Consider the following 21,362-nt stretch of genomic DNA (forward strand, 5'->3'; position numbering starts at 1 on the left):
TGGCTTCCAATCTGGTAACAGGTTAACCATAATAGTCATAATCAAGACAGAAGAAACTGCAAGATGACCAAAAACGAAAAGCATACAGAGCAACTAAATTTATTTATGGGAATCATTAATTTTGAATTTTGAATTTTGAATTTTGAATTCGGAGCGAAGCGACGTGACTGCTATTACCCTGAACCTAGAACCATTAATCAATCTCACTTCTGAGCAGTTTTACCAGCTATGTCAAGTCAACCCTGATGCTAAACTAGAGCGCACCGCATCAGGAGAATTAGTAGTTATGGCGCCGACTGGTGGAGAAACTGGTAGTCGAAATCGCAGATTAACTCAACGCTTGGGAACTTGGACAGATGAAGACGGGACTGGAGAAGCTTTTGACTCTTCAACGATGTTTCAACTTCCCAATGGAGCTTTACGTTCACCTGATGCAGCTTGGATTCCTTTAGCGCGATGGGAAGCACTGGCTTCTGAAGAAAGAAAGACTTTTCCTCCCATTTGTCCAGACTTCGTAGTAGAACTGCGGTCTGATTCCGACACCCTCAAGTCCCTCCAAGACAAAATGCAGGAGTATATGAAGAATGGTGCGCGGTTAGGCTGGCTAATTGACCCCAAAGGTAAGCAGGTGGAAATTTATCGCCAGGGAAAAGAGAAGGAAGTGCTACTGTCGCCAAATCAGTTATCGGGAGAAGATGTGTTACCAGGTTTTACTTTGAATTTACAAGGAATTCTCTAATAACTTAATCTCGGACTCAACTTCAATTGCACCTAGCATTCTTAACGAAGCTTTCTGTGCCTCAGTTAAACCTCTGACTCCGGCAATATTCATTCCTTCATAAGGTCGTGGAGCTTGAAGCGTTTTGTCGCAAGCGCCAGTTTTGACATTCCATAGTTTAATCGTTTCGTCGTGACTCGCACTTGCAAGCATTTCACCATCGGGGCTAAATTTCACTGACCACACCCGATTTCTATGTCCTGTTAAAATTTTGAGACATTCTCCAGTATTTACGTCCCATATCCTCACTGTATGGTCATCACTGGCTGTAGCAAGTTGTGAACCATCGGGGCTGAATGCTACAAAATAAACACCACTGGTATGCCCTTCTAAGGTTTTGATACATACACCAGATGGTAAGCGATCGCTATTGTCTATCGTTAAATCCCACAATTTTGTAGTGTGGTCATCGCTGGCGGTAGCTGCAATTTTACCATCAGGACTAACAGCGATCGACGATACACCATTGCGATGTCCTTTGAGAATTATTAAGCATACACCTGTCTTGACATCCCAGACTTTCGCGCTACAGTCTCCGCTGGCGCTTGCCAAAGTTTGACCATCAGGACTAAAAACAGCACACCAAACCCAATTAGTATGACCTTGTAATGTTTTTAAACACTCACCCGTTTGCACATCCCACAATTTTAAAGTTCGGTCAGCGCTACCAGTCAATAAAGTTTTGCCGTCAGGACTAAAATTTACCGACCAAACCCAATTACTATGTCCGTGCAAAGTCAAGAGACATTCACCTGTGCTTGAGTTCCATAACTTAACTATGGTACTGCCGCTTGCTAAGGTTTTACCATTGGGACTAAAGGCAACCGATACAACTAAACTTGTATGTCCTGCCAAAGTCCTCATACACGCACCTGCCTGAATATCCCACAATCGCACTTGACAGTCACCGCTACCACTTAGCAAAGTTTTCCCGTCGGGACTAAAGGCAATTAATCGAAATGCATTAGTGTATCCTTTGAAAGTTCTTACACATTGCCCAGTCGCAGTATTCCATAGCTTAACAGTGTGGTCTTGACTGCTGCTAGCAATTATTTTCCCATCAGGATTAAAAGCAATTGACCAAACTTGGCTAGTGTGTCCTTGCAAAATTTTCTTGCAGATACCCGCAGCCACATCCCACAACTTGATGGTTTTGTCATGACTAGCACTGGCCAGGGTTTTCCCATCAGGGCTAAAGGCGATTGATTGTACAAAAGAAACATGTCCCTGTATGAAAGTATTGAGTAGTTCGCCCGTTCTCGCATCCCATAACTGGATAATATAGTCATTGCCTACACTGGCAATAGTTGTTCCATCAGGACTAAAAGCAACAGCCTGTACAAAATTGCTTTGTCCTGGGAAAGTTTTGAGTAACTCACCTGTAGGTACACTCCATAACCTGATAGTGCTGTCATTCGCACTACTAACTAGCATTTGTCCATCAGGACTAAAGGCGATGGAGTGAGGTTGGGTGCTGTGTCCTGTAAAAGTTCTTAATAGTTTACCTTTCGCGACATCCCATAATTTAATAGTGTGTTCATCACCAATGCTGGCAAGTGTTTGGCTTTCTGAACTGTTCGCGCAGCGTTGCGGAGCAAAAGCTACATCAAATACCCAACTTGTATGTCCTTGAAAGGTTTCTAAGCAAATTCCTGTGTTAGCACTCCATAGCTTTACACTTTGATCATCGCTACCAGTAGCTAGTATTTGACCATTGGGACTAAAAGCCAGTGAAATAATCCAAGAGGAATGTGCTTTCCATCTCGAAAGTGGTTTTCCGTCAGCTACTTGCCATAATTGCACCTCACCCGCAACACCACCAGCCGCTAAAATTCTTCCATCGGGACTAAATGCTACTGCCAAAATACTGTCAAAAGTTTCGCTAAAAACCGACTTTGATAAATCAGAATTTTGGAAGTTAATGCAATTTAAATTAATATCTTTCAGATATGCTTGCCAAAGGGTGAGGTTTGAAAAATCGGCATTTTGTAAATTTGCTGAGATATGGCAGAGTATATTTAAAAGATTTCCTCCAGCATACCCAGTTTGAATTGGAGGATGATTTTGTAATTTACTAATAAATTGATAAAGATATTTTTCTAGCCTAGTTTTATTTTCAAAATGTGCAAATAGTTTATTAGCTAATGGTTTTAATAACAAACATATCTGTGAGTCTCGGATATAGTCTTTAGCAGTTGCTTTAATCAGGGCATAAGAATTAAAAATCGAAATACTACTTGTGGTAATTTCATGAAATACAGCCGCGACTAATTTTTCTGTTGTGTATTCCATAACAATAGGTTGTTGAGTAAAAGTTACACTATGATTAGCAATAGGATGACTTGTTTCAATTAGTGACCTTCCTTTTAAAGACTCTAGTGATTCAATAAGTTCTCGTGTCGATATTTGTGGTATAATATCGTTTTGTAATTCAGCTAAAGAAACTGCTTCTCGATTAATTGCTAACCAGCACATAACCTGCCTTTCTAAAGGAGATAAACGTTGACATTGTTGGTCTAAAAGTTCCCAAATGTCACCAAAAACAGAGGTGTTACAGTCTAAGAATTGCAAGACATTTCCAGCAAATAATTCTTGGGTTGTATTTGCAACTATCTTTAAAGCTAAGGGATTGCCGCTATAAATTGCTGTTAATAACTGCTCATGTTCTGGCGAAGCAGAGAAACCTTTATCTGTAAAAATTTCATGGATCTCTAATTGAGTTAACCCTGTAACTTGTAGAGAACGAATGGGTAAATTTTCCCCTTCTTGCAATGTCAAACCTTTCAGCTTTTCGCGGCTAGTTAATAATAAGCAGCTTTGATGAGATACTTGGGCGATATACCGAAATAGCTGTCCGTAACTTTCATATCCTTCTCGATAATTGCCGGCATTTACACCACTAACGAGAATTGTTTCAACGTTATCTAATATCAGCAAACACCGTGATGAAGATAAATATTTTATTAGCAACGCTAGTTGTGCTTCGTCGGTGTCGGGTAAATTTACTTCCTGCTGATTAGATAAAAATTTAATTAGGTCTAACAAGATATTTTGTATCGGCGGTGCATTGCGTAGAGAACGCCAAAAAACATATTCAAAGGCATCTTGGTTATTTTCTGCAACCTTAACCGCAAGGGTAGTTTTACCAATACCACCCATCCCTAGTAAAGTTATCAGACGAGCGCGATGGCTTCGCCCGCCGCAGGCATCGCCGACAATCCATTGGCTTAAGGTTTCTAATTCAGTGGTACGTCCATAGAAGCGGGAAACGTCTATCGCTTCTCCCCAATTGATGCGATTTCTGAGCGGTTGGAGGCTTAATCTTGGGGAGATATCTGCATCACTCTGCTGTTGTGCAGCTCGTTTCAAAACTGCGTGCAGATTATTCTTGGTAACTTTTTCATCTAAAGCTTGAGAGAGCGATCGCCATAGTTGCGAACCAACGTCTTTGATGTGTCCATGATCATATCTGACTTCTCGCGCCATTTCTAGGTAAGTTTTCCCTTCCCAGGCGTAGCGAAATACCATCTTTTGTACTTTCGTTAAGCATCCTCGCTCCAATAATTGCTCAACTAGTGCGATCGCTTCTTCAATGGTCATTTATTTCCGTAGCAATACTAAGTTAACTACGATTTTCCCACTATAAACCTGATGGTTTTCATAAAGTTTACGCCAATCTATCAAAAAGACTTGACATTTCTACCTGACTTTTCACGTTTGGCTAGTTCTTCAGTGTGTTGGTACACCATATTTCGATGGAGAAGCAAGCTACACATAGCGGATGCACCAGAAGGTATCGCTTTTTCAACTATCAGTTTATTTACATAGTAATACCAACTTAGATACGATATTTGCACCATAAAGTTGATTTTTTTCAAAGACTTTACGTAAATTTACCAAAAAGTCCGACATTTTCCCGACTTTTTCTCACCATCAAATTTTATACAAGGTTGTAGAGTATTGATGTGATTCAGTTGTAGTACAGGAATCTGCCCAATGATTAAACACAGGTAAAGTGTTTATCCAAATCCTGAAAATTTTCGAGTGCGATAAATTTTTCATCTAGTTGAGCCATAGCAGTTGTGAGCGGCGATGCTTATTCGTTCGCTGTTTTTTCTGACTAATAGTTTGAAATCGGGATGCGATGCGATGCCTACGGCGGGCTGCGCCTACGCACTTAAGTTATCGGGGTTTGAGAGGGGTGCGATCGTCGAGCAAGAAAGTCTTTCTCTATATCTGACAAGTATATTTCTGTTTTCTTCAAAAAACTTTAGTTTCAACAGGATTGCATTGACATGGTAACAGTCGAACAAGTTCAAGCTAATTTAGCGCAACTCAGCAAGATTTTAGAGCAGTTTAAAACTCCTAGTATTTTCAATACTGACTTTAAAAAACTACAAAAAACTATCAATGAATCAAAAACAATAGTAGATGCTGCCCCACAAGAAGAAATTTATCAGAAGTTAGACACCTTCTTTGATGATCAACTAGGCGAAAAGACTTGGATTGTAAACGGACAACTAAATTTGGATGAGTTCTCTCTAAAAACAAATTTTGGTAAAGGTTTACCACAATTTACAGTTACTACTTCAGATTTTTCCCTTGAGAATACCAATAATACTGATCCTAGTCTTAATTTTAAAGTCGCACTAGATGCAAATTCTTTTGTACAGGATTTTACTAAGCCTATTTTGAGTAAAATTGATAGTGTACTTAAGCCTTTCAAGATAATTAATGAAGCTTTAAATAAGGAAATAGAACCTCTTAAAATTCTTGAGCCTGCTGGAGTACCTATAACTTTAAAGGCTTTGATTAATAATTTTGGTAATAGTAAGGACTTTGGTCTGCTAACGAAGGTTAGTGACTTTAGCAATCTTTTCAATAAAATTGAGAATGCAGAAAAAATTGCTTCCAAAATTGGTTTAATTCCAATAGGTAGTTTTGGTATTAATGGTAGTGGAAATACACTAAATTTAAGCCCTAATTCTGAGACTACACTTGATTATCTTAGCAATAATGGCCTAAAAGATTTTATTAGCAATGCAAAGAATACTGGTTTTGCTTTCCCGCTTTTTGACAATTCCAATGAAGTATTTAACTTACTTCTAGGTAAGGATAATAATGTAGATATTCTGCGACTTACACTGCCCAAGCTTACGGCTGGTATTTCTTATGATGTGCCTCTTCCTTCTATACCTATAATACCAACTCCTCCGATCAGTGCCAATATAAAGTTTGGAGCTAAAGCCAGTTTTAGTAGTCCAGGACTTACATTTGGATTTGATACTGAGGGAATTAAAACAAGTGATCCCCTTAAAGGTCTTTATATAGACGGTAGTAAAGCTCTCTTCACAGCTACCACTAACATTTTTGGACAAGCTGGTGTTGCTGTTGGTTTTGGTCAAATAAAAGCTGCGGAAGCAGGTGGTAAATTATTTATTGAAGGCAATATTGACTTCAATATTTCTTCTAATGGAAAAAATCCTAAAAAAGTTAGATTAGAAGATTTGGAAAATGTCTCAAGCTCTATTAAAGGTAAGATATATGCTGGTGCTGGTTTGTATGTAGAGTATATTAGTCCAAATCCAGTTAAAGTTGTATCAGGACTATTTAGTGGAGATATTGACGAGGTATATGAGAGAAAAGAAAAGACTATAGCTACAGTCAATATTTTCGATTTTGGCAATAATAGTTCTAGTTCTCAAACTGAACCACCTAATTTATCAAGAGTTGAGGGACAAAATCTCATACTTAATGTGGGTAATGATGCTAAGTTCCGAAACATCGAAAAAGATAAGACTGATGAGTTTTTTGTAGTTGAATCAGGAAAAGTCAAAGCTTTTGGTGCAGAAGAGTCTCGTTCTGGCATCAAAAAAATTATTGCTAATGCTGGAACAAACAATGATTCTATCAATATTCAAGTAGATATTATTGCCGAACTTCACGGTGGCATAGGAAATGATGTTCTTTATGGAAATAATCAGAGCGATAAGCTCTACGGAGATGAAGATAACGATCAACTTACAGGTAGAAATGGTAATGATTATCTAGATGGTGGAGATGGTAAAGACCGATTATACGGCGATGAAGGTAATGATACTCTTGTGGGCAGTAAAGGTGAGGATCTGCTCGTTGGTGCTAAAGGTAATGATTATCTAGATGGTGGAGCTAATGACGACAAGCTTTACGGTGATGATGGTAATGACGAGTTAAAAGGTATGGGAGGCAATGACCTTTTAGTAGGTGGTTTAGGTAAAGATACTTTGAGAGGTGGATCTGATAATGACAATCTTCTTGGTTTAGAAGATGATGATCTTATCTATGGTGATGAAGGAAATGATCAACTAGATGGATATGCTGGAAATGACACTTTAATAGGTGGAATTGGAGAAGATCGACTTTTTGGTAATATCGGTAACGATACTCTAGATGGTGGAAATGGAAACGATGAGTTAAGGGGTGGCGATCAAAATGATACCTTGAATGGTGGAGAAGGAGCCGATCAACTTTTTGGAGACGCTGACAATGATTTACTAAATGGTGGTGCAGGCAATGACACCCTTGACGGCGGCTTGCAGAATGACAAACTCTTCGGTGAAGACGGGAATGACCTTCTCAAAGGTGATGCTGGCAATGACAAACTAGAAGGTGGTGCTGGCAGCGACAAACTTTATGGGGGTATAGACAATGACACTCTCAGTGGCGGTGCGGGGAATGACATACTCTCCGGTGAAAAAGGCAATGACTTCCTCTATGGTGATGCTGGCGATGACGAACTAACGGGTGGTGATGGCATCGACCAACTTTACGGTGGTGCAGGTACTGATACTCTCGAAGGCGGCACAGGGAATGACCAACTCTTCGGTGAAGACGGGAATGACATCCTCAAAGGCGGTACTGGCAATGATGAATTAGCAGGTGGTGTTGGCATTGACCAACTCTACGGGGGTATTGGCAATGACACTCTCAGTGGCGGTGAGGGCAATGACCAACTCTTAGGTGAAGACGGGAACGATATTCTCAAAGGCGGTGCTGGTGTTGATACTATATACGGTGGTACTGAAGCTGACACTCTATATGGCGGTGCTGACTATGATTATCTGTCTGGTGATGCTGGCAATGACCTACTGCTGGGAGAAGCAGGCAATGACTACCTTGACGGTGGCACTGAAGTCGATACCGTCAGCTACGACAACTCCCCCAGTAGTGTAGTTGTAAATATTGATGAAGCACAGAACTACGGAAATTCCGGCGGAACTTTCCACACAACCATAGTTACTACCAGCCTCATACCTACCGACACAGAACCAAGCTTTACGATCGCAGCAGGCACAGCTAAAGATGGCTTTGGCACTATAGATACCCTACGAAATCTAGAAAATATCATCGGCTCTGGATTTGATGATGTTCTAATTGGCAACAGCCTAAATAACCGCATCTCCGGCTTAGTCGGGAATGACCTGTTAGTTGGCAATGCTGGCAATGACTCCCTTGACGGAGGCGATCGCATTGATACCGTCAGCTATCGCCGTGATCCTAGCCAAGTCATAGTTAACTTAGAGCAAAACTACGCTAAAGATGGCTTTGGCGGTACTGACCAAATCTTTAATGTTGAAAATGTCATCGGTTCTGTTTTCAATGATGAAGTCATCGGCGATGCCAAAGCCAATATTATCCACGCTGGAGATGGTAATGACGTTGTTAACGCCAGAAATGGCAACGACATCATTTTTGGCAAAGGTGGTAAAGACACTCTCTCTGGCGAAAACGGTGACGATTTCCTAGTTGGGGGTACTGATGCCGATCGCCTCAATGGTGGCGAAGGTAATGATACGGCTTCCTATTTCACCTCTGCGACGCGTGTATCTGTTAGTCTCACAACGGGTACTGGTTGGGCTGGAGATGCTAAAGGCGATCGCCTCCAAGCCATCGAAAACCTAGAAGGTTCAGAATTTGAAGATTTGCTGACCGGTGATGCTGGAAACAATATCATCAGCGGGTTGGGTGGCAATGACCTAATTTACGGTGAAGCTGGCGACGACTGGCTCGATGGCGGCACAGGAAGCGATCGCCTTTACGGTGGAGATGGCAACGACAAACTATATGGTCAAGCCGATGAAGACCTCCTCAAAGGTGAAGCTGGTAATGACAACCTCAATGGAGGAGACAGCAACGATCAACTCTACGGTCAAGATGGCAGCGACACCTTAAATGGCGATGCTGGCAATGATTATCTCGAAGGTGGTACAGGCAATGACTACCTCGATGGTGGCAATGGCAATGACCAACTTTATGGTCAGGAAGGCGATGACTATCTCGAAGGTGGCACAGGCGATGACCTCCTCGATGGTGGCATCGGCGAAGACTTCCTCACTGGAGGAGACGGGGACGATCAACTTTATGGTCAATCCGATAAAGACACCCTAGATGGCGGGTTAGGTAATGACCTGCTGGATGGAGGGGACGGAGATGATCAACTTTCTGGCGATAACGGTAACGATCGCCTCTACGGTCAAGTCGGTGAAGACAACTTAAGTGGCTGGTTAGGTAATGACCTGCTGGATGGGGGTGACAATAACGACCTACTTGATGGCGACGACGGTAACGATCAACTTTACGGTCAAGCTGGTGATGACAACCTCGATGGTGGAGCGGGAAATGACGCTCTCTACGGAGGTACTGGTATAGATACCCTTTTAGGGCAAGCAGGTGATGACTACCTCGATGGTGGGGCGGACGATGACCTACTCAATGGCAACGAAGGTAGCGATCGCCTTTACGGTCAACAAGGTGATGATTTACTTAACGGCAACACTGGCGATGACTACCTTGATGGTGGGTTAGACAATGACGAACTCAATGGTAATGAAGGCAACGATCGCCTCTACGGTCAGCAAGGCTACGATATCCTGGATGGTGGTGCTGGCGCTGACTTCCTGGATGGTGGCTTAGAAGATGACTATCTCTATGGCAGAGATGGTAGCGATCGCCTTTACGGTCAAGCAGGTCAGGACTATCTTGATGGCGGCAATGATGATGACCGCCTTGAAGGGGGTACGGGTGATGACCAACTCTTCGGGCAGCAAGGGCGTGACTACCTCGATGGCGGCATCGGCGAAGACTTCCTCTATGGGGGCGATGATGCTGATAAGCTCCTAGGGCAAACTGGCAATGACTACTTAGATGGCGGTTCTGGCGCTGATCAATTAGATGGTGGCGACGGCAATGACCAACTATATGGTCGGGATGGCGATGACACCCTTGATGGCAGTGTTGGCAATGATTACCTTGAAGGTGGAAATGGCAATGACCAACTGACTGGGGGTAACGGTAATGATTTCCTCTACGGTCAAGATGGTAGCGACACCCTCAACGGCGGTGCTGATAATGACAACTTATATGGTGGAATCGGAGATGACAATCTCTTAGGAGGCGATGGCAACGATCTGCTCTCTGGTCAAGAAGGGAACGACATTCTTGATGGAGGTACTGGCGATGACTACCTAGATGGTGGGTTAGGTAATGACCAACTCTTAACTGGATTAGGCAATGACCAACTCTACGGTGGTGGCGGCAACGACATTCTTGATGGTGGTGCTGATAATGATTATCTAGAAGGTGGATTGGGCGATGACCAACTCATCGGCGGCGATGGTGACGACCAACTCTTTGGTCAAGAAGGTAACGACACTCTTGCTGGAGGCAGTGGTAATGACAATCTTCAGGGTGGCGACGATGCCGATATCCTACAAGGGGAGGATGGAGATGATTATCTCTTTGGTAATGACGGTGATGACCGACTCTACGGTGGTGCTGGTAACAACTCACTAGAGGGTGGTGCTGGCAACGATCTGCTCTATGCCGATATCCCGCAGCCGGACGGAGATAATTATCTCTTGGAGCCGATCTACAACAGAGGTGGCAACGACTATCTTACAGGCGGCGACAACATCCTGAATGGTGGAACGGGTGAAGATACATTGTACGGCGGCAGCGGTCGTGATATGTTCGTGCTGGCTAGCGAGAGTGGAATTGACACCATTTTCAACTTTACAGTGGGTAGCGATTATCTGGGATTATTGAATGGTCTGACCTTTGAACAGATCACCATTACTCAAGGCATTGGTACTAATACCAGCGATACTCTAATCAGTAAACAGGATGGTGAAGTTCTAGCCACACTCATTGGAGTAGAAGCCAATACCCTTAGTCTGTGGGATTTCACAAATCTAGGATGATATAGCAGGAGGCAGAAGGCAGGAGGCAGGAGGCAGGAGGTAAAAGTATTACTATTCCTAGCCTTGGGGTTTTCAAAATGTCTTAACCTATGTGGCTACGGCTATAATTAGTGTCTGTTCCAATACGCTTGGGTTCAGTAAAGTGCAACCCAAGCGTATTGATTCATAGTCGATCAATTATCTTGGCATTATCTGGCAGCTTGGCGTCTCTTTGCCCAGCAGTACGCGCCCTAGCTGTGAACAAACCAATGGGAGTATTTAATAAATCCACTAGGGTGGCTTGACCCGCAATGCCTGCGGCGGGCTGCGCCAACGCCTTTTTAATATCTCTTGGTATTTCTTTGAGTAACCAACGTGCCAAACGATAGCCGTATTCTTTGGGTGTCATATCTCGCATTAAATCTACACCATGCAGTTCGTGCAGATAGCGATTTGAGCGTCCATAGCGCCGCCATTGACTTTGCAGTTCTTGAAGTGTAGCGCGGTGGCGGTGCTGAACGATCGCATTTGGAGCAAATTCCAAACGCCCAATATTTTCCCCCAAAATCCGCCAGCAAATATCGGCATCGCCACCAGTGGTAAGATAGGGACGAAATAATCCCGCTTTTTCTAAGGCAATGCGTCGAATCGCCAAGTTAGCCGTTTGACCATAGGGACGAAAGGAATGCTTAAGGGTATGCTTTTGCGACAAAGTTTCTTGACGCTCTGCGTGTTGTTCTAGCAGAGTTGTGCCTGGTAGTGCCAAGATTTCACCAGCGACAATCACCACTTCTTTGTTGACAAAAGGCTGAATTAATGCATTCAACCATTGCGGTTGGGGACGACAATCTGCATCGGTAAAAACTATAATTTCACCCGTAGCGGCGCGAATCCCAGTATTACGAGCAGCGTAGGAGCTTTGAATTTGGTTTTCGCTCAAGGGGCGAATTGTAATTGGGCAATTTTCGGCAGATGTTTTGAGGTTGGTGAGAGTGCGATCGCTACTATTATTGTCCACCAACAAGTACTCTACCCGATCTTTTGGGTAGGTTTGAGACAACAGACAATTGATTAACTCTGGTAAATCCGCCTCACCGTTATAAATAGGAACAACCACCGACACCATTGGTAAAAAGCTGGTGGCGGTGGTTGCATCAACTGGCTGATGATTCATAAATCTGAGATTTTGGAGATGGGATTACTACCTAGTATTCCCAAACAAAAAATCCTGGAACAATGAGAAGGAGTCAGAATTAATTAGTGAGGGATTGGAACTTACCACTTTCGTCTCGACCATTAAATCTGAGATTTAGCTGTGTGTTTAAACGTATTTATTCACCTATCGCTTGGACTCAAATTCAGTCTGAGTTCTGATTTCTGACTCCTGAATTTTGCTTTTCTAACTCCAAAAATCTTGATTTGGGAATACTAAAATTTCAAGTCACCAGCGCGGCTCATGGGTCGAGTGGGTTGATTTGCCGGCGGCTGGGCGAAGTTGTTATTTGATAAAATTGCGATCGCACGGGCATATTGTGGATCACTCTTAGTTCCAATTAAATCTGGATTAGAAGCCAACTGCCGCTCTTGAGCCTCTGTCAAGTCTAGCTTGATATCTGGTGTAATCCCTTTATGGTTAATATCCGTTCCCGCAGGGGTGTAGTAATGGGCAATGGTGACAGCCAAGCCTGAACCATCTGCGAGTTCATGAACTGACTGCACTAAGGCCTTGCCAAAGGTTTGACCACCAACGACTACCGCGCGTTTATTATCCTTGAGTGCCCCTGTGAGAATTTCACTAGCACTCGCTGAATTACCATCTACCAAGACCGCCAAAGGACGATTTGTGAGAGCAGTGCGATTGGCTTTAGTTTCCTCACTACCTCCCACACGGTCTACTGTCTTGACAATTCCGCCGTCATCGTACCACATCCGAGCAATTTCAATGCTCGCCTGCAACAAACCGCCAGGATTTCCCCGCAAATCCAAGACATAAGAATCAGCTTTCTTACCGTTCAAATCGCGGATGGCTCGTTGCATTTGTTCTGCGGCGTGGGCGCTAAATTCCCGCAAACGGATATAGCCAACGCGACGATTCCCTTCTTGTTTGAGGGTATAACGTACCGTTGGCACTTCAATATTTGCTCTGGTCAGTTTTAAATTAAAGGCATTTTGCCCTTTTCGTCCCAACCGGAGATTGATGGGAGTACCGGCTTTGCCGCGAATCAGCTTGGAAGCGTCATCCACTTTCATTTTAAGAGTGGGTTTGCCATCAATGGCTAAAATTTCATCGCCCGCTTTGATCCCAGATTTCAGCGCGGGAGAATTTTCTATAGCTTCGACAACAGTTAGCCGCTGAGTTTTTTCGTTCAATTCCATCCGAATGCCAATCCCAGAGACTTCCCCAGATGTTTGGCTAGTGAGGGCTTCAAACTGTTGGGGGTCCATGAACCGAGTGTAAGGATCTCCCAAGGTTTGCAAAGCTACACGGATGGCAGCATAAGCTTCTTCACGAGAAGAGTATTCTTTGCTCAACAGGCTTTGTCTGGTTGCTTGCCAATTTTGTTGATTAAATTTACCATCAACATATTCATGATTTACCAGTTGCCAAACTTGGTCAACTATCGCTTTTGGGCTGTCTTGTAGGGTTAGAGAGGCACGGACAGCACGAGTCCAAGCGGGGCCGAACACTGACATCGTAGCAGTAGTGGCGATCGCTCCACCAATCAAGGCTACTTGGAGCGGTGAGTAACTTTTCGCAGATTGGTTCATGTATAATTAGCTGGAATAATTGTGTTGTTGACAGTTTAGCAATCAGGCTTTCCAGAAAATTTTAAGTTTTTATACCCCAAAATCAACTATGTTCCTTCATCATTTTTATCGTTGAATGATGCCGAAATACTGCATTAGTTATTAACAATCATTTCTCAGTTTGTTTGCCTTCTCCGGAAGGCAAAACTTACTATGTGACACTTTGGTTAGCGTCATGTTTGCATTCTAGATTACTTTTATAAGATAGCACTTTGTTCACTGAATTGCAGCACTGTTAGACAGTCATTAAATCAGCTTTTCTTACTTAAGTCATGAAACGCAAATTTACCATCAAATCATTAATTTCTATTAAAAAAAAATCGGTTAATTTGTGGCAATTGTTACAAAAACTAACTGGTGTATTGTATGTTGTCCTGGGTGCTTGGCTGATTTTTACTACTATAACCTTAGTTTTTGCTTCTTCGCAGCCAGTAGATGCCTACTTTGTGCTTGGTGGCAGTATTCGCCGAGAAGCTTATGTTGCCCAACAAGCAAAACAATACCCGCAAATCCCAATTTTAATTTCTCATGGTTCCCCAGATCCTTGTATATTGTTAATTTTTCAGGCGGAATTAGCAAGTTTACAAAACGTTTGGTTAGAAAAGTGCGCGAATTCTACTTTTGAAAATTTTTATTATGGTATTCCAATTCTGCGGCGTTGGGGAGTGCATAAAGTCATGTTGATTACCTCGCAAAGTCACTTACCCAGAGCTAAATGGATAGCACAGATTCTCTTAGGCGCTCATGGTATTTGGGTAGAGCCAGAAATTGTTCAAGAGGTGGGTGTCCCTGGCAATAATGAATCTTGGGCCAAAACTGGATTAGATGTAACACGCAGCTTATTTTGGGCGATTTTAAGTCAAATTATTCAACCGCAATGCTCAAATGTGACAAGACTTACCCAAGTAGATATGCCAGCTTGGGAGAATCGAGGTTTTCATTGTGAACACCAAGGTGGGTTGGGGAGATAAGGGAGATGGGGATCTACCAGAGGACTATAATGCTACTCCGTTTTTTGATAGCATGATAACCGTGTCATCATGCTAATTATGATAGTATCATTTAAGGATCAAGGAACCGAAGATATTTTTGATGGTAATGACTCAAAGGAAGCTCGAAAGCAATGTCCTATATACTGTTGGGAAGTCGCACGTAGAAAATTAGATCAACTTAATGCAGCGTTATCTCTAGATGACATTAAAGTTCCACCGGGTAACAGGTTAGAAGTACTAAAAGGTGAGCGTAAAGGTCAGCATAGTATTCGGATTAATGACCAATATCGAATTTGCTTTATATGGACACTCCAGGGTGCATCAGAAGTTGAAATAGTCGATTACCATTAGGAGATAACAACAAATGAGAGTTCCAAAGTATAGACCCCCATCACATCCAGGTGAAATATTACTTAAAGATTTTCTAGAGCCAATGGGAATAACTCAAAGAGAACTTGCAGATGCACTTCACGTTCCTTATCAGCGAATAAATGAGCTTGTAAATCAAAAGCGAGGTATTACACCTAGTACGGCAATCAGGTTATCAAAATTTTTTGGAAATAGCTCAGAGTTTTGGTTAAATTTCCAACAAAACTGGGAACTTTACTACGTTCTCAAGGAAGAAGAAGAGGAACTAAAAAGTATTTTGCAATTCCGAATCACGAAGTAGCGATCGCCTAGCAAATTAAGCAAGTTCGTAGTTAGGACTTTAGTCCTTCTTTTCTAAGCCATAAAGTGCTTACTACAAACCCTATCCTCCAAAAAATTTGTCATATAGGAATCCGCTTTGATTGCTGAACGAATTTGCGTAAGCAGGCAATAGGCAATAGGCAACAGGAAAGAAGAGAAGGCTTCTTAGTTGTACTGAGTTTTTTCAGAAATCAAATATGAGTCCTATATTTACTTTATAAAAAGCAAGGATAAAAATATGGGTGAGAAGTTTGTCAACTATCAAATCCGTTCTAGTTCAATGGAGAATGTCATAAATATTGTTAAAAATCTAACTAGAACAAAAGCTTACGTATCTCCTCCAAAAAATGGTTGGATTACGGTTTACGATCAGATGTCTGATTATGAATTTAAATATACTGAGATTAGTAACTTTTCTCAAAATTTATCTGCAAGTCTTTTAACTGTAGCATTCGCTTTTATAGTCTTTTCTGGCTTACATTTTATATATTTAGTATACGATACAGGAAAATTAGTAGATGAGTTTTATGACGATCCTGAAGCATCTGAATTTGGTTTTGATTATGTAAATGATGCTGTAATAGAAAGATTTAAAGGTGATCCAGATAAATTATTAAAATACTGTCTACCAAGTACTACCTTACAATCAATCTCTCATATCTTAATATCTAATAAAAATAGAGATATTGAGTTTCTTGGACAAGAAGCTGCTTATGAACTAGCGCTATTACTGGGTATTGATGAATATAGAGCCATAAATGGATATAGTTATTTTGAAGATCATAATCTTTATAATGAAATAGATCCAAATATAGAAAATGCTAAAGATTTTTTACTAGTCAAAAATTCTTTCAATAACTAGTTATTAAGCTTCCTTATTCTTGTTAAAAGGCATTGTGTAAAAAGTTTGATGCTTGTAAATGACGCGATCGCCATAATATCCGTAACATTTATCGGCTTTAACTTTACAAGCACCGGACTAATTTTTTCATGTAGGTACGGGGCGACTAGCTTCGATGATTGCCAGGTATTCTCCTGATTGCATCCAAGGGATAATTAATGCAATATTTCCCAATCTTGCAGCATCAAAATAGCATCTTTATACAAAGACAAATCCACCTGGTTAACTTCTATTCCCTCTCCGATTCCTTGTAGAAGAGTGATTGTCAATTTTCCTCCCAAGTGTTCACGGAACTCGGTAAGCCCCCTAAATATACAATGCGGATGGTCTTGTTGATCTAGCTGCTCTGTCAGTGCTGATACGTACAAAGTAAAGCCTAGTTTTTTGAGCGTATTTAAAACCCTTTGCCACTCAGATTGCAATAATTGACCTGTTAAATATGAATAGGTCGTATCTAAAGCAATGCCGATCGCTACAGCTTCACCGTGACGTAAGCTGTAATTAGTTAAATGCTCTAGTTTGTGAGCCGCCCAGTGTCCAAAATCTAAAGGACGCGATGAACCCATTTCAAAGGGATCGCCGCCACCAGCAATATGCTCTAAGTGCAACTGTGAACAACGATAGATCAGCCTTTCCATTATGTTCATGTCCCGATTAGCCAATTTATCGGCATTAGTCATAATGAAGTCGAAGAAGTCTGCATCTTTAATCAGCGCTACTTTCACTGCTTCTGCAATACCCGATCGCCAATCTCGATCATCAAGGCTAGTGAGAAAATCAAAGTCATTCAAGACAGCATAAGGTGGCATGAATGTACCCAAAAAGTTTTTCTTGCCGAAGGCATTGATTCCATTTTTTACCCCGACACCCGAATCGTTTTGACCTAATACTGTTGTCGGTACTCGTAGCAGTCGGATTCCTCGATGAGCCGTTGTTGCTGCGTATCCTGCCATGTCTAGGACGGCTCCACCTCCAATTGCTAAGACGTAGGAGTGACGGCACAATCCAGATTCATTGATCTGTTGATGAATTTGCTCTATAAATCTAGAATCATTCTTAACTGCTTCTCCACCGGTAACTACTATTGGTTTACCGCTCAGTGTTAGTACATCTTCATAATGCTGGGCATAGGCTGATAATTTTTTGAGCAATCCATCCTGGTACTGTAAAAATCCTCCATCTACCACTGCTAGGACTCGCTTTGGTGTTGCCTCCCCATCTGCGGCGATCACTTGTGCGAGTAAAGGATTATCTAGCTGAAATAGACCTCTAGTAAAGTGAACATCATAATTGAAGGTCACACGGACAGATTGGTTAATTGGTTGCAGATTAAGAGCAGTCTTTTGTTGAATAGCCATTTGAATATTATTGCTTTTTAAGTAACTGTAAATGATGCACTAGTACCGCTGCGCGTAATTCGTAATTAATTGTTTGCAAGGGTTTCACACGTTTGAGATGGTGGCTGATTTAATGGAAGCTAACAGTAAATAAATACAAATAATTTATTGAATATTTCCAGATAAAACTATCCAATAGAAAATTTTAACTAATAAATAAAACATGCATTTGAAGCATATTTACTTAGTAGATAAAGTTCAAAATAATATTAGGTTACAATTTTTTTGATGCCTAGACTTGATATATGAGGTTGGCACTGGAGATCATTATTACATAGAATTCTACGTTTTTTCCGTTAGATAATCTGAGAATTTATCTAATCAAAATGGTATCTTTACAGTAGCTTCTTTAAAATTCGGAGATTTTTATAGATTCAGTGAAGTTATGATCTCATCAGTATATTCTCTAACTGCTTCATCCCAAAATATCAAGTTTAGTGGTAGATTTTATACTTGGTTGTCACAAAAAAAGTTGGGCAACTTGTCCTGAATTTATCATGAGTAAAGTAAACAAGTTACTGCATAACTGGCTGTTAAAGTCTGTTTCGGAGAAAGGTTTGGCTTGGCTGGAACAGAAACAGGCACAGATTGCTAGCGGCGCTGCTGAACGAGTGTTTTTTACAGCTTTTAGTGCTGTGCCGCGTTATCTAGGTAAAGAGGATTTGCAGCTAACATTCCAGGACTTGGAAGCAGCACAGGATGTCATTCCCGGTTGGCATCCTGGTCATTGGAGTGTAGATCAAGCAGGTCGCACACTCTTGCTTTTAGCTTTGCCCCACGATGATGTTGAGGGCTATGTGCGATCGCTTGATCAAGTCTTCTCCACTGCCGATATGGGAGAGTTAGTTGCCCTTTATCAAAGTTTGCCGCTCATACCACATCCAGAGTTACATCGCCACCGTACTGCTGAGGGAATTCGCAGTAACATGAGTAATGTGTTCCAAGCGATCGCATTACGTAACCCTTATCCAGCAGATTATTTAGACAATGCTGCTTGGAATCAGATGGTGCTGAAGGCTGTGTTTGTTGGCAGTCCGTTGCATCTAATTTGGGGTCTGGATCGGCGTGCTAACCCAGAATTGGCGAAGATGTTGGCAGCCTATGCCCATGAACGTTGGGCAGCCAAACGCTCAGTTACGCCAGAACTTTGGCGACCTGTAGGACGGTTTGCCGATAGCACCATCATCACAGATTTGGAAAAAGTACTAGCTAATGGGGATGTACACGAGCAAGAAGCAGCAGCCTTAGCTTGTGCTGAGTCTCCTGTACCCGAAGCACAAGCATTACTTTCTCGTTACCCAGATTTACAGTCATCCATTCAACAAGGCAATCTGACTTGGAGCAGTTTTAGCCGCGATACCTGCGGCGAGCCACGCTAACGCCTTTTTGTTTACAAATAGAAGGGAGTGAAGAAGGGAATAGGTTACAGGTTACAGGGTACAGATTATTCCCTATAACCTCTCACCTGTCTCCTCTCCCCTAATCCCAATTCCCAATAATTAAAACCATGATGTTTATCGATCCTCACATTCACATGTGTTCCCGTACTACTTACGATTACTTAGTAATGCGGGAATATGGTATTGTCGCCGTTATTGAACCAGCTTTTTGGTTAGGACAACCTCGAACCAATTCTGGCTCATTTAAAGACTACTTCAGTAGTCTTGTGGGCTGGGAAAGGTTTCGTGCTAGTCAGTTTGGCATCCAACACTACTGCACAATTGGACTAAATCCGAAAGAAGCTAACAATGAAGCATTAGCAACAGAAGTTATGGATCTGCTACCACTTTACGCCTGTAAAGAAGGTGTTGTTGCCATTGGTGAAATTGGTTATGACGATATGACAGAAGCAGAAGATAAGTACTTTTGTCAACAGTTGGCATTAGCTAAAGAACTCGATATGTTAGTACTAATTCATACTCCTCACCGCAATAAAAAGGAAGGTGCTAGTAAGAGTATGGATCGCTGTATTGAATATGGCTTAGATCCCTCACAAGTAGTTATCGATCACAACAACGAAGAAACTGTTGAAGAAGTATTAGGACGGGGTTTTTGGGCAGCTTTTACGATTTACCCACAGACGAAGATGGGTAATGCCAGGATGGTAGAGGTTGTCCGCAAGTATGGGCGCGATCGCATCATTGTAGATAGTAGTGCTGATTGGGGTATCAGCGATCCTTTGGCAGTCCCGAAAACGGCTCAGTTGATGTTAGATAGGGGTATTCCTGAAGAACATGTGCAAGCAGTTTGTTATGAAAATGCCCTAGCGGCTTACAGTCAAACTGGGCAGATGAAAGCTTCAGACTGGCTCAATCCCCAATCTGTTGATCAGCGTCAGTTGTTCAGTGGTAATTCTGTGCTGCGGGGACAAGAACCAGGAATCAAATCAGTTTCAGATTTTGTGTTGATTGAGTAATAAATTGGGAGTAGGGAGTGGGGAGTGGGGATGAGGAATTGCATAAATATTTGATTCATCTGTATAGTATGCGGTTTATTTTGAGAAATAATTAGGTACGGAGGCAGATAAGTGAATGTTGCAAGCTTAAACTTTCAAAGCTGGCGGGGTTATCTTGAATTGATGCGTCCTGCTAATATTGTTACTGCTTGGGCGGATATTCTTCTAGGTTTTGCTGCTTCTGGTTCTGGGATTATTTTTGTTCAATTAATGAATGGAGAAGCAAGTTTTTCCATACTAATTCCATTAGCTTGGTTGTTATTGGCTACCACTGGCTTATATGGCGGTGGTATAGTTTTTAATGATGTTTTCGATGCAGACTTAGATGCAAAAGAGCGACCGAATAGAGCAATTCCTAGTGGACGCGTATCTCGTCAAAATGCTACTTTATTGGGGAGTATACTTTTTGCGATCGGGATTATAGCTGCTTTTCAAGTATCCTGGTTGAGTGCTGCGATCGCTATATTTATCACTCTTTCATCCCTTTTATATGATTCACTTGCCAAACATCATCCTTTTTTTGGCCCTTTAAATATGGGTTTGTGTCGTGGCAGTAACTTATTATTAGGTGTAAGTGCAGTACCCGCAATAGTTTGGGAACGTTGGTATTTAGCGCTAATTCCTGTTCTTTACATTGCTGCGATCACCGCAATTAGTCAGGGTGAAGTTCATGGAGGTAAGAAGATTACAGGAGTACTCGCATTACTGCTAATTGCAATAGTTTTGACGGCAGTTTTAGCTTTAGGATTATTAGAAGGGTACACTGCGATCGCAGCACTACCATTTGCTATTTTATTAGCTATCAGAATCTTACCTAACTTTATCAAAGCTGCGCGGGAACCGATAGCCGAAAACATCCGCAATGCCGTGAAAATAGGCGTTTTATCTCTAATAGTATTAGATGCAACCGTTGCATCTGGTTTTGCTGGGTTGTATTACGGTTTATTAGTTCTAATCTTGCTACCAATTTCGATGAAGTTAGCAAAAGTATTTGCTGTTACTTGAAGTTGAATGTACACACCCAGTAATACCATTAATCGGCTGTAGGGGCGTATAAATGTGCATTGGTTGGTGTCAACTTAACGCGAAACCTCACGTCCGCCAGGGATTGTAAATCCCTGTCT

Annotated in this window: 13 protein-coding genes; 9 read left to right on the forward strand and 4 right to left on the reverse strand. The window is 41.9% G+C overall.

Features of this window, described 5'->3' with window-relative positions; translation table 11 throughout:
- Window positions 1–163: 163 nt before the first annotated feature.
- Window positions 164–739: a Uma2 family endonuclease gene (locus RRG12_RS15110; RefSeq protein WP_420759857.1), complete on the forward strand. Its 576-nt coding sequence runs from the start codon at window positions 164–166 to the stop codon at window positions 737–739.
- On the opposite strand, the gene RRG12_RS15115 is transcribed toward RRG12_RS15110, so the two are convergent.
- On the reverse strand, window positions 722–4,378 hold the full coding sequence (locus RRG12_RS15115; protein WP_420759858.1) for an NB-ARC domain-containing protein: 3,657 nt from the start codon (window positions 4,376–4,378) through the stop codon (window positions 722–724). The genes RRG12_RS15110 and RRG12_RS15115 overlap by 18 nt on opposite strands.
- A gap of 695 nt (window positions 4,379–5,073) precedes the next feature.
- Here RRG12_RS15115 and RRG12_RS15120 point away from each other — a divergent pair.
- Complete coding sequence (locus RRG12_RS15120; protein WP_420759859.1) at window positions 5,074–11,016, forward strand: calcium-binding protein; 5,943 nt, start codon at window positions 5,074–5,076, stop codon at window positions 11,014–11,016.
- Between the two features lie 163 nt (window positions 11,017–11,179).
- Here RRG12_RS15120 and RRG12_RS15125 read toward each other — a convergent pair whose 3' ends face one another.
- Both RRG12_RS15125 and ctpB read right to left on the reverse strand, forming a co-directional pair.
- Window positions 11,180–12,169 (reverse strand): glycosyltransferase, encoded by a 990-nt coding sequence (locus RRG12_RS15125; protein ID WP_420759860.1) that lies wholly within the window; start codon window positions 12,167–12,169, stop codon window positions 11,180–11,182.
- A gap of 254 nt (window positions 12,170–12,423) precedes the next feature.
- Window positions 12,424–13,764 carry a carboxyl-terminal processing protease CtpB gene (gene ctpB, locus RRG12_RS15130; protein WP_069070680.1) on the reverse strand — a complete coding sequence of 447 codons (1,341 nt, stop codon included), beginning with the start codon at window positions 13,762–13,764 and terminating at the stop codon, window positions 12,424–12,426.
- Window positions 13,765–14,075: 311 nt separating this feature from the next.
- Here ctpB and RRG12_RS15135 point away from each other — a divergent pair, with 311 nt between their 5' ends.
- The 4 genes from RRG12_RS15135 to RRG12_RS15150 all read left to right on the forward strand — a co-directional run bounded on the left by RRG12_RS15135 (window position 14,076) and on the right by RRG12_RS15150 (window position 16,347).
- Entirely contained in the window at window positions 14,076–14,774 is a 699-nt protein-coding gene (locus tag RRG12_RS15135; protein WP_420759861.1) for a YdcF family protein, read from the forward strand.
- A gap of 78 nt (window positions 14,775–14,852) precedes the next feature.
- On the forward strand, window positions 14,853–15,146 hold the full coding sequence (locus RRG12_RS15140; RefSeq protein WP_335002878.1) for a type II toxin-antitoxin system RelE/ParE family toxin: 294 nt from the start codon (window positions 14,853–14,855) through the stop codon (window positions 15,144–15,146).
- Window positions 15,147–15,159: 13 nt separating this feature from the next.
- The gene (locus RRG12_RS15145) at window positions 15,160–15,465 is read left to right on the forward strand and encodes a HigA family addiction module antitoxin (protein WP_420759862.1); all 306 of its coding nucleotides are present in this window, start codon (window positions 15,160–15,162) and stop codon (window positions 15,463–15,465) included.
- 258 nt (window positions 15,466–15,723) lie between these two features.
- Window positions 15,724–16,347 (forward strand): hypothetical protein, encoded by a 624-nt coding sequence (locus RRG12_RS15150; protein WP_420759863.1) that lies wholly within the window; start codon window positions 15,724–15,726, stop codon window positions 16,345–16,347.
- A gap of 194 nt (window positions 16,348–16,541) precedes the next feature.
- Here the strand turns inward: RRG12_RS15150 and RRG12_RS15155 are convergent, their stop codons facing one another.
- Window positions 16,542–17,744, reverse strand: a complete 1,203-nt coding sequence (locus tag RRG12_RS15155) for a 3-dehydroquinate synthase (protein ID WP_420759864.1) — start codon at window positions 17,742–17,744, stop codon at window positions 16,542–16,544.
- 536 nt (window positions 17,745–18,280) lie between these two features.
- Here RRG12_RS15155 and RRG12_RS15160 point away from each other — a divergent pair.
- From RRG12_RS15160 to eboC, 3 genes are all read left to right on the forward strand, one after another.
- A complete protein-coding gene (locus RRG12_RS15160; RefSeq protein ID WP_420759865.1) occupies window positions 18,281–19,162 on the forward strand; it encodes an EboA family metabolite traffic protein in 882 nt (293 codons plus the stop codon).
- 128 nt (window positions 19,163–19,290) lie between these two features.
- Window positions 19,291–20,199: a TatD family hydrolase gene (locus RRG12_RS15165; protein ID WP_420759866.1), complete on the forward strand. Its 909-nt coding sequence runs from the start codon at window positions 19,291–19,293 to the stop codon at window positions 20,197–20,199.
- Window positions 20,200–20,310: 111 nt separating this feature from the next.
- Window positions 20,311–21,243: a UbiA-like protein EboC gene (eboC, locus tag RRG12_RS15170; protein ID WP_420759867.1), complete on the forward strand. Its 933-nt coding sequence runs from the start codon at window positions 20,311–20,313 to the stop codon at window positions 21,241–21,243.
- The last annotated feature ends 119 nt before the right edge of the window (window positions 21,244–21,362 follow it).

This window comes from Nostoc sp. CALU 546 (assembly GCF_048836525.1).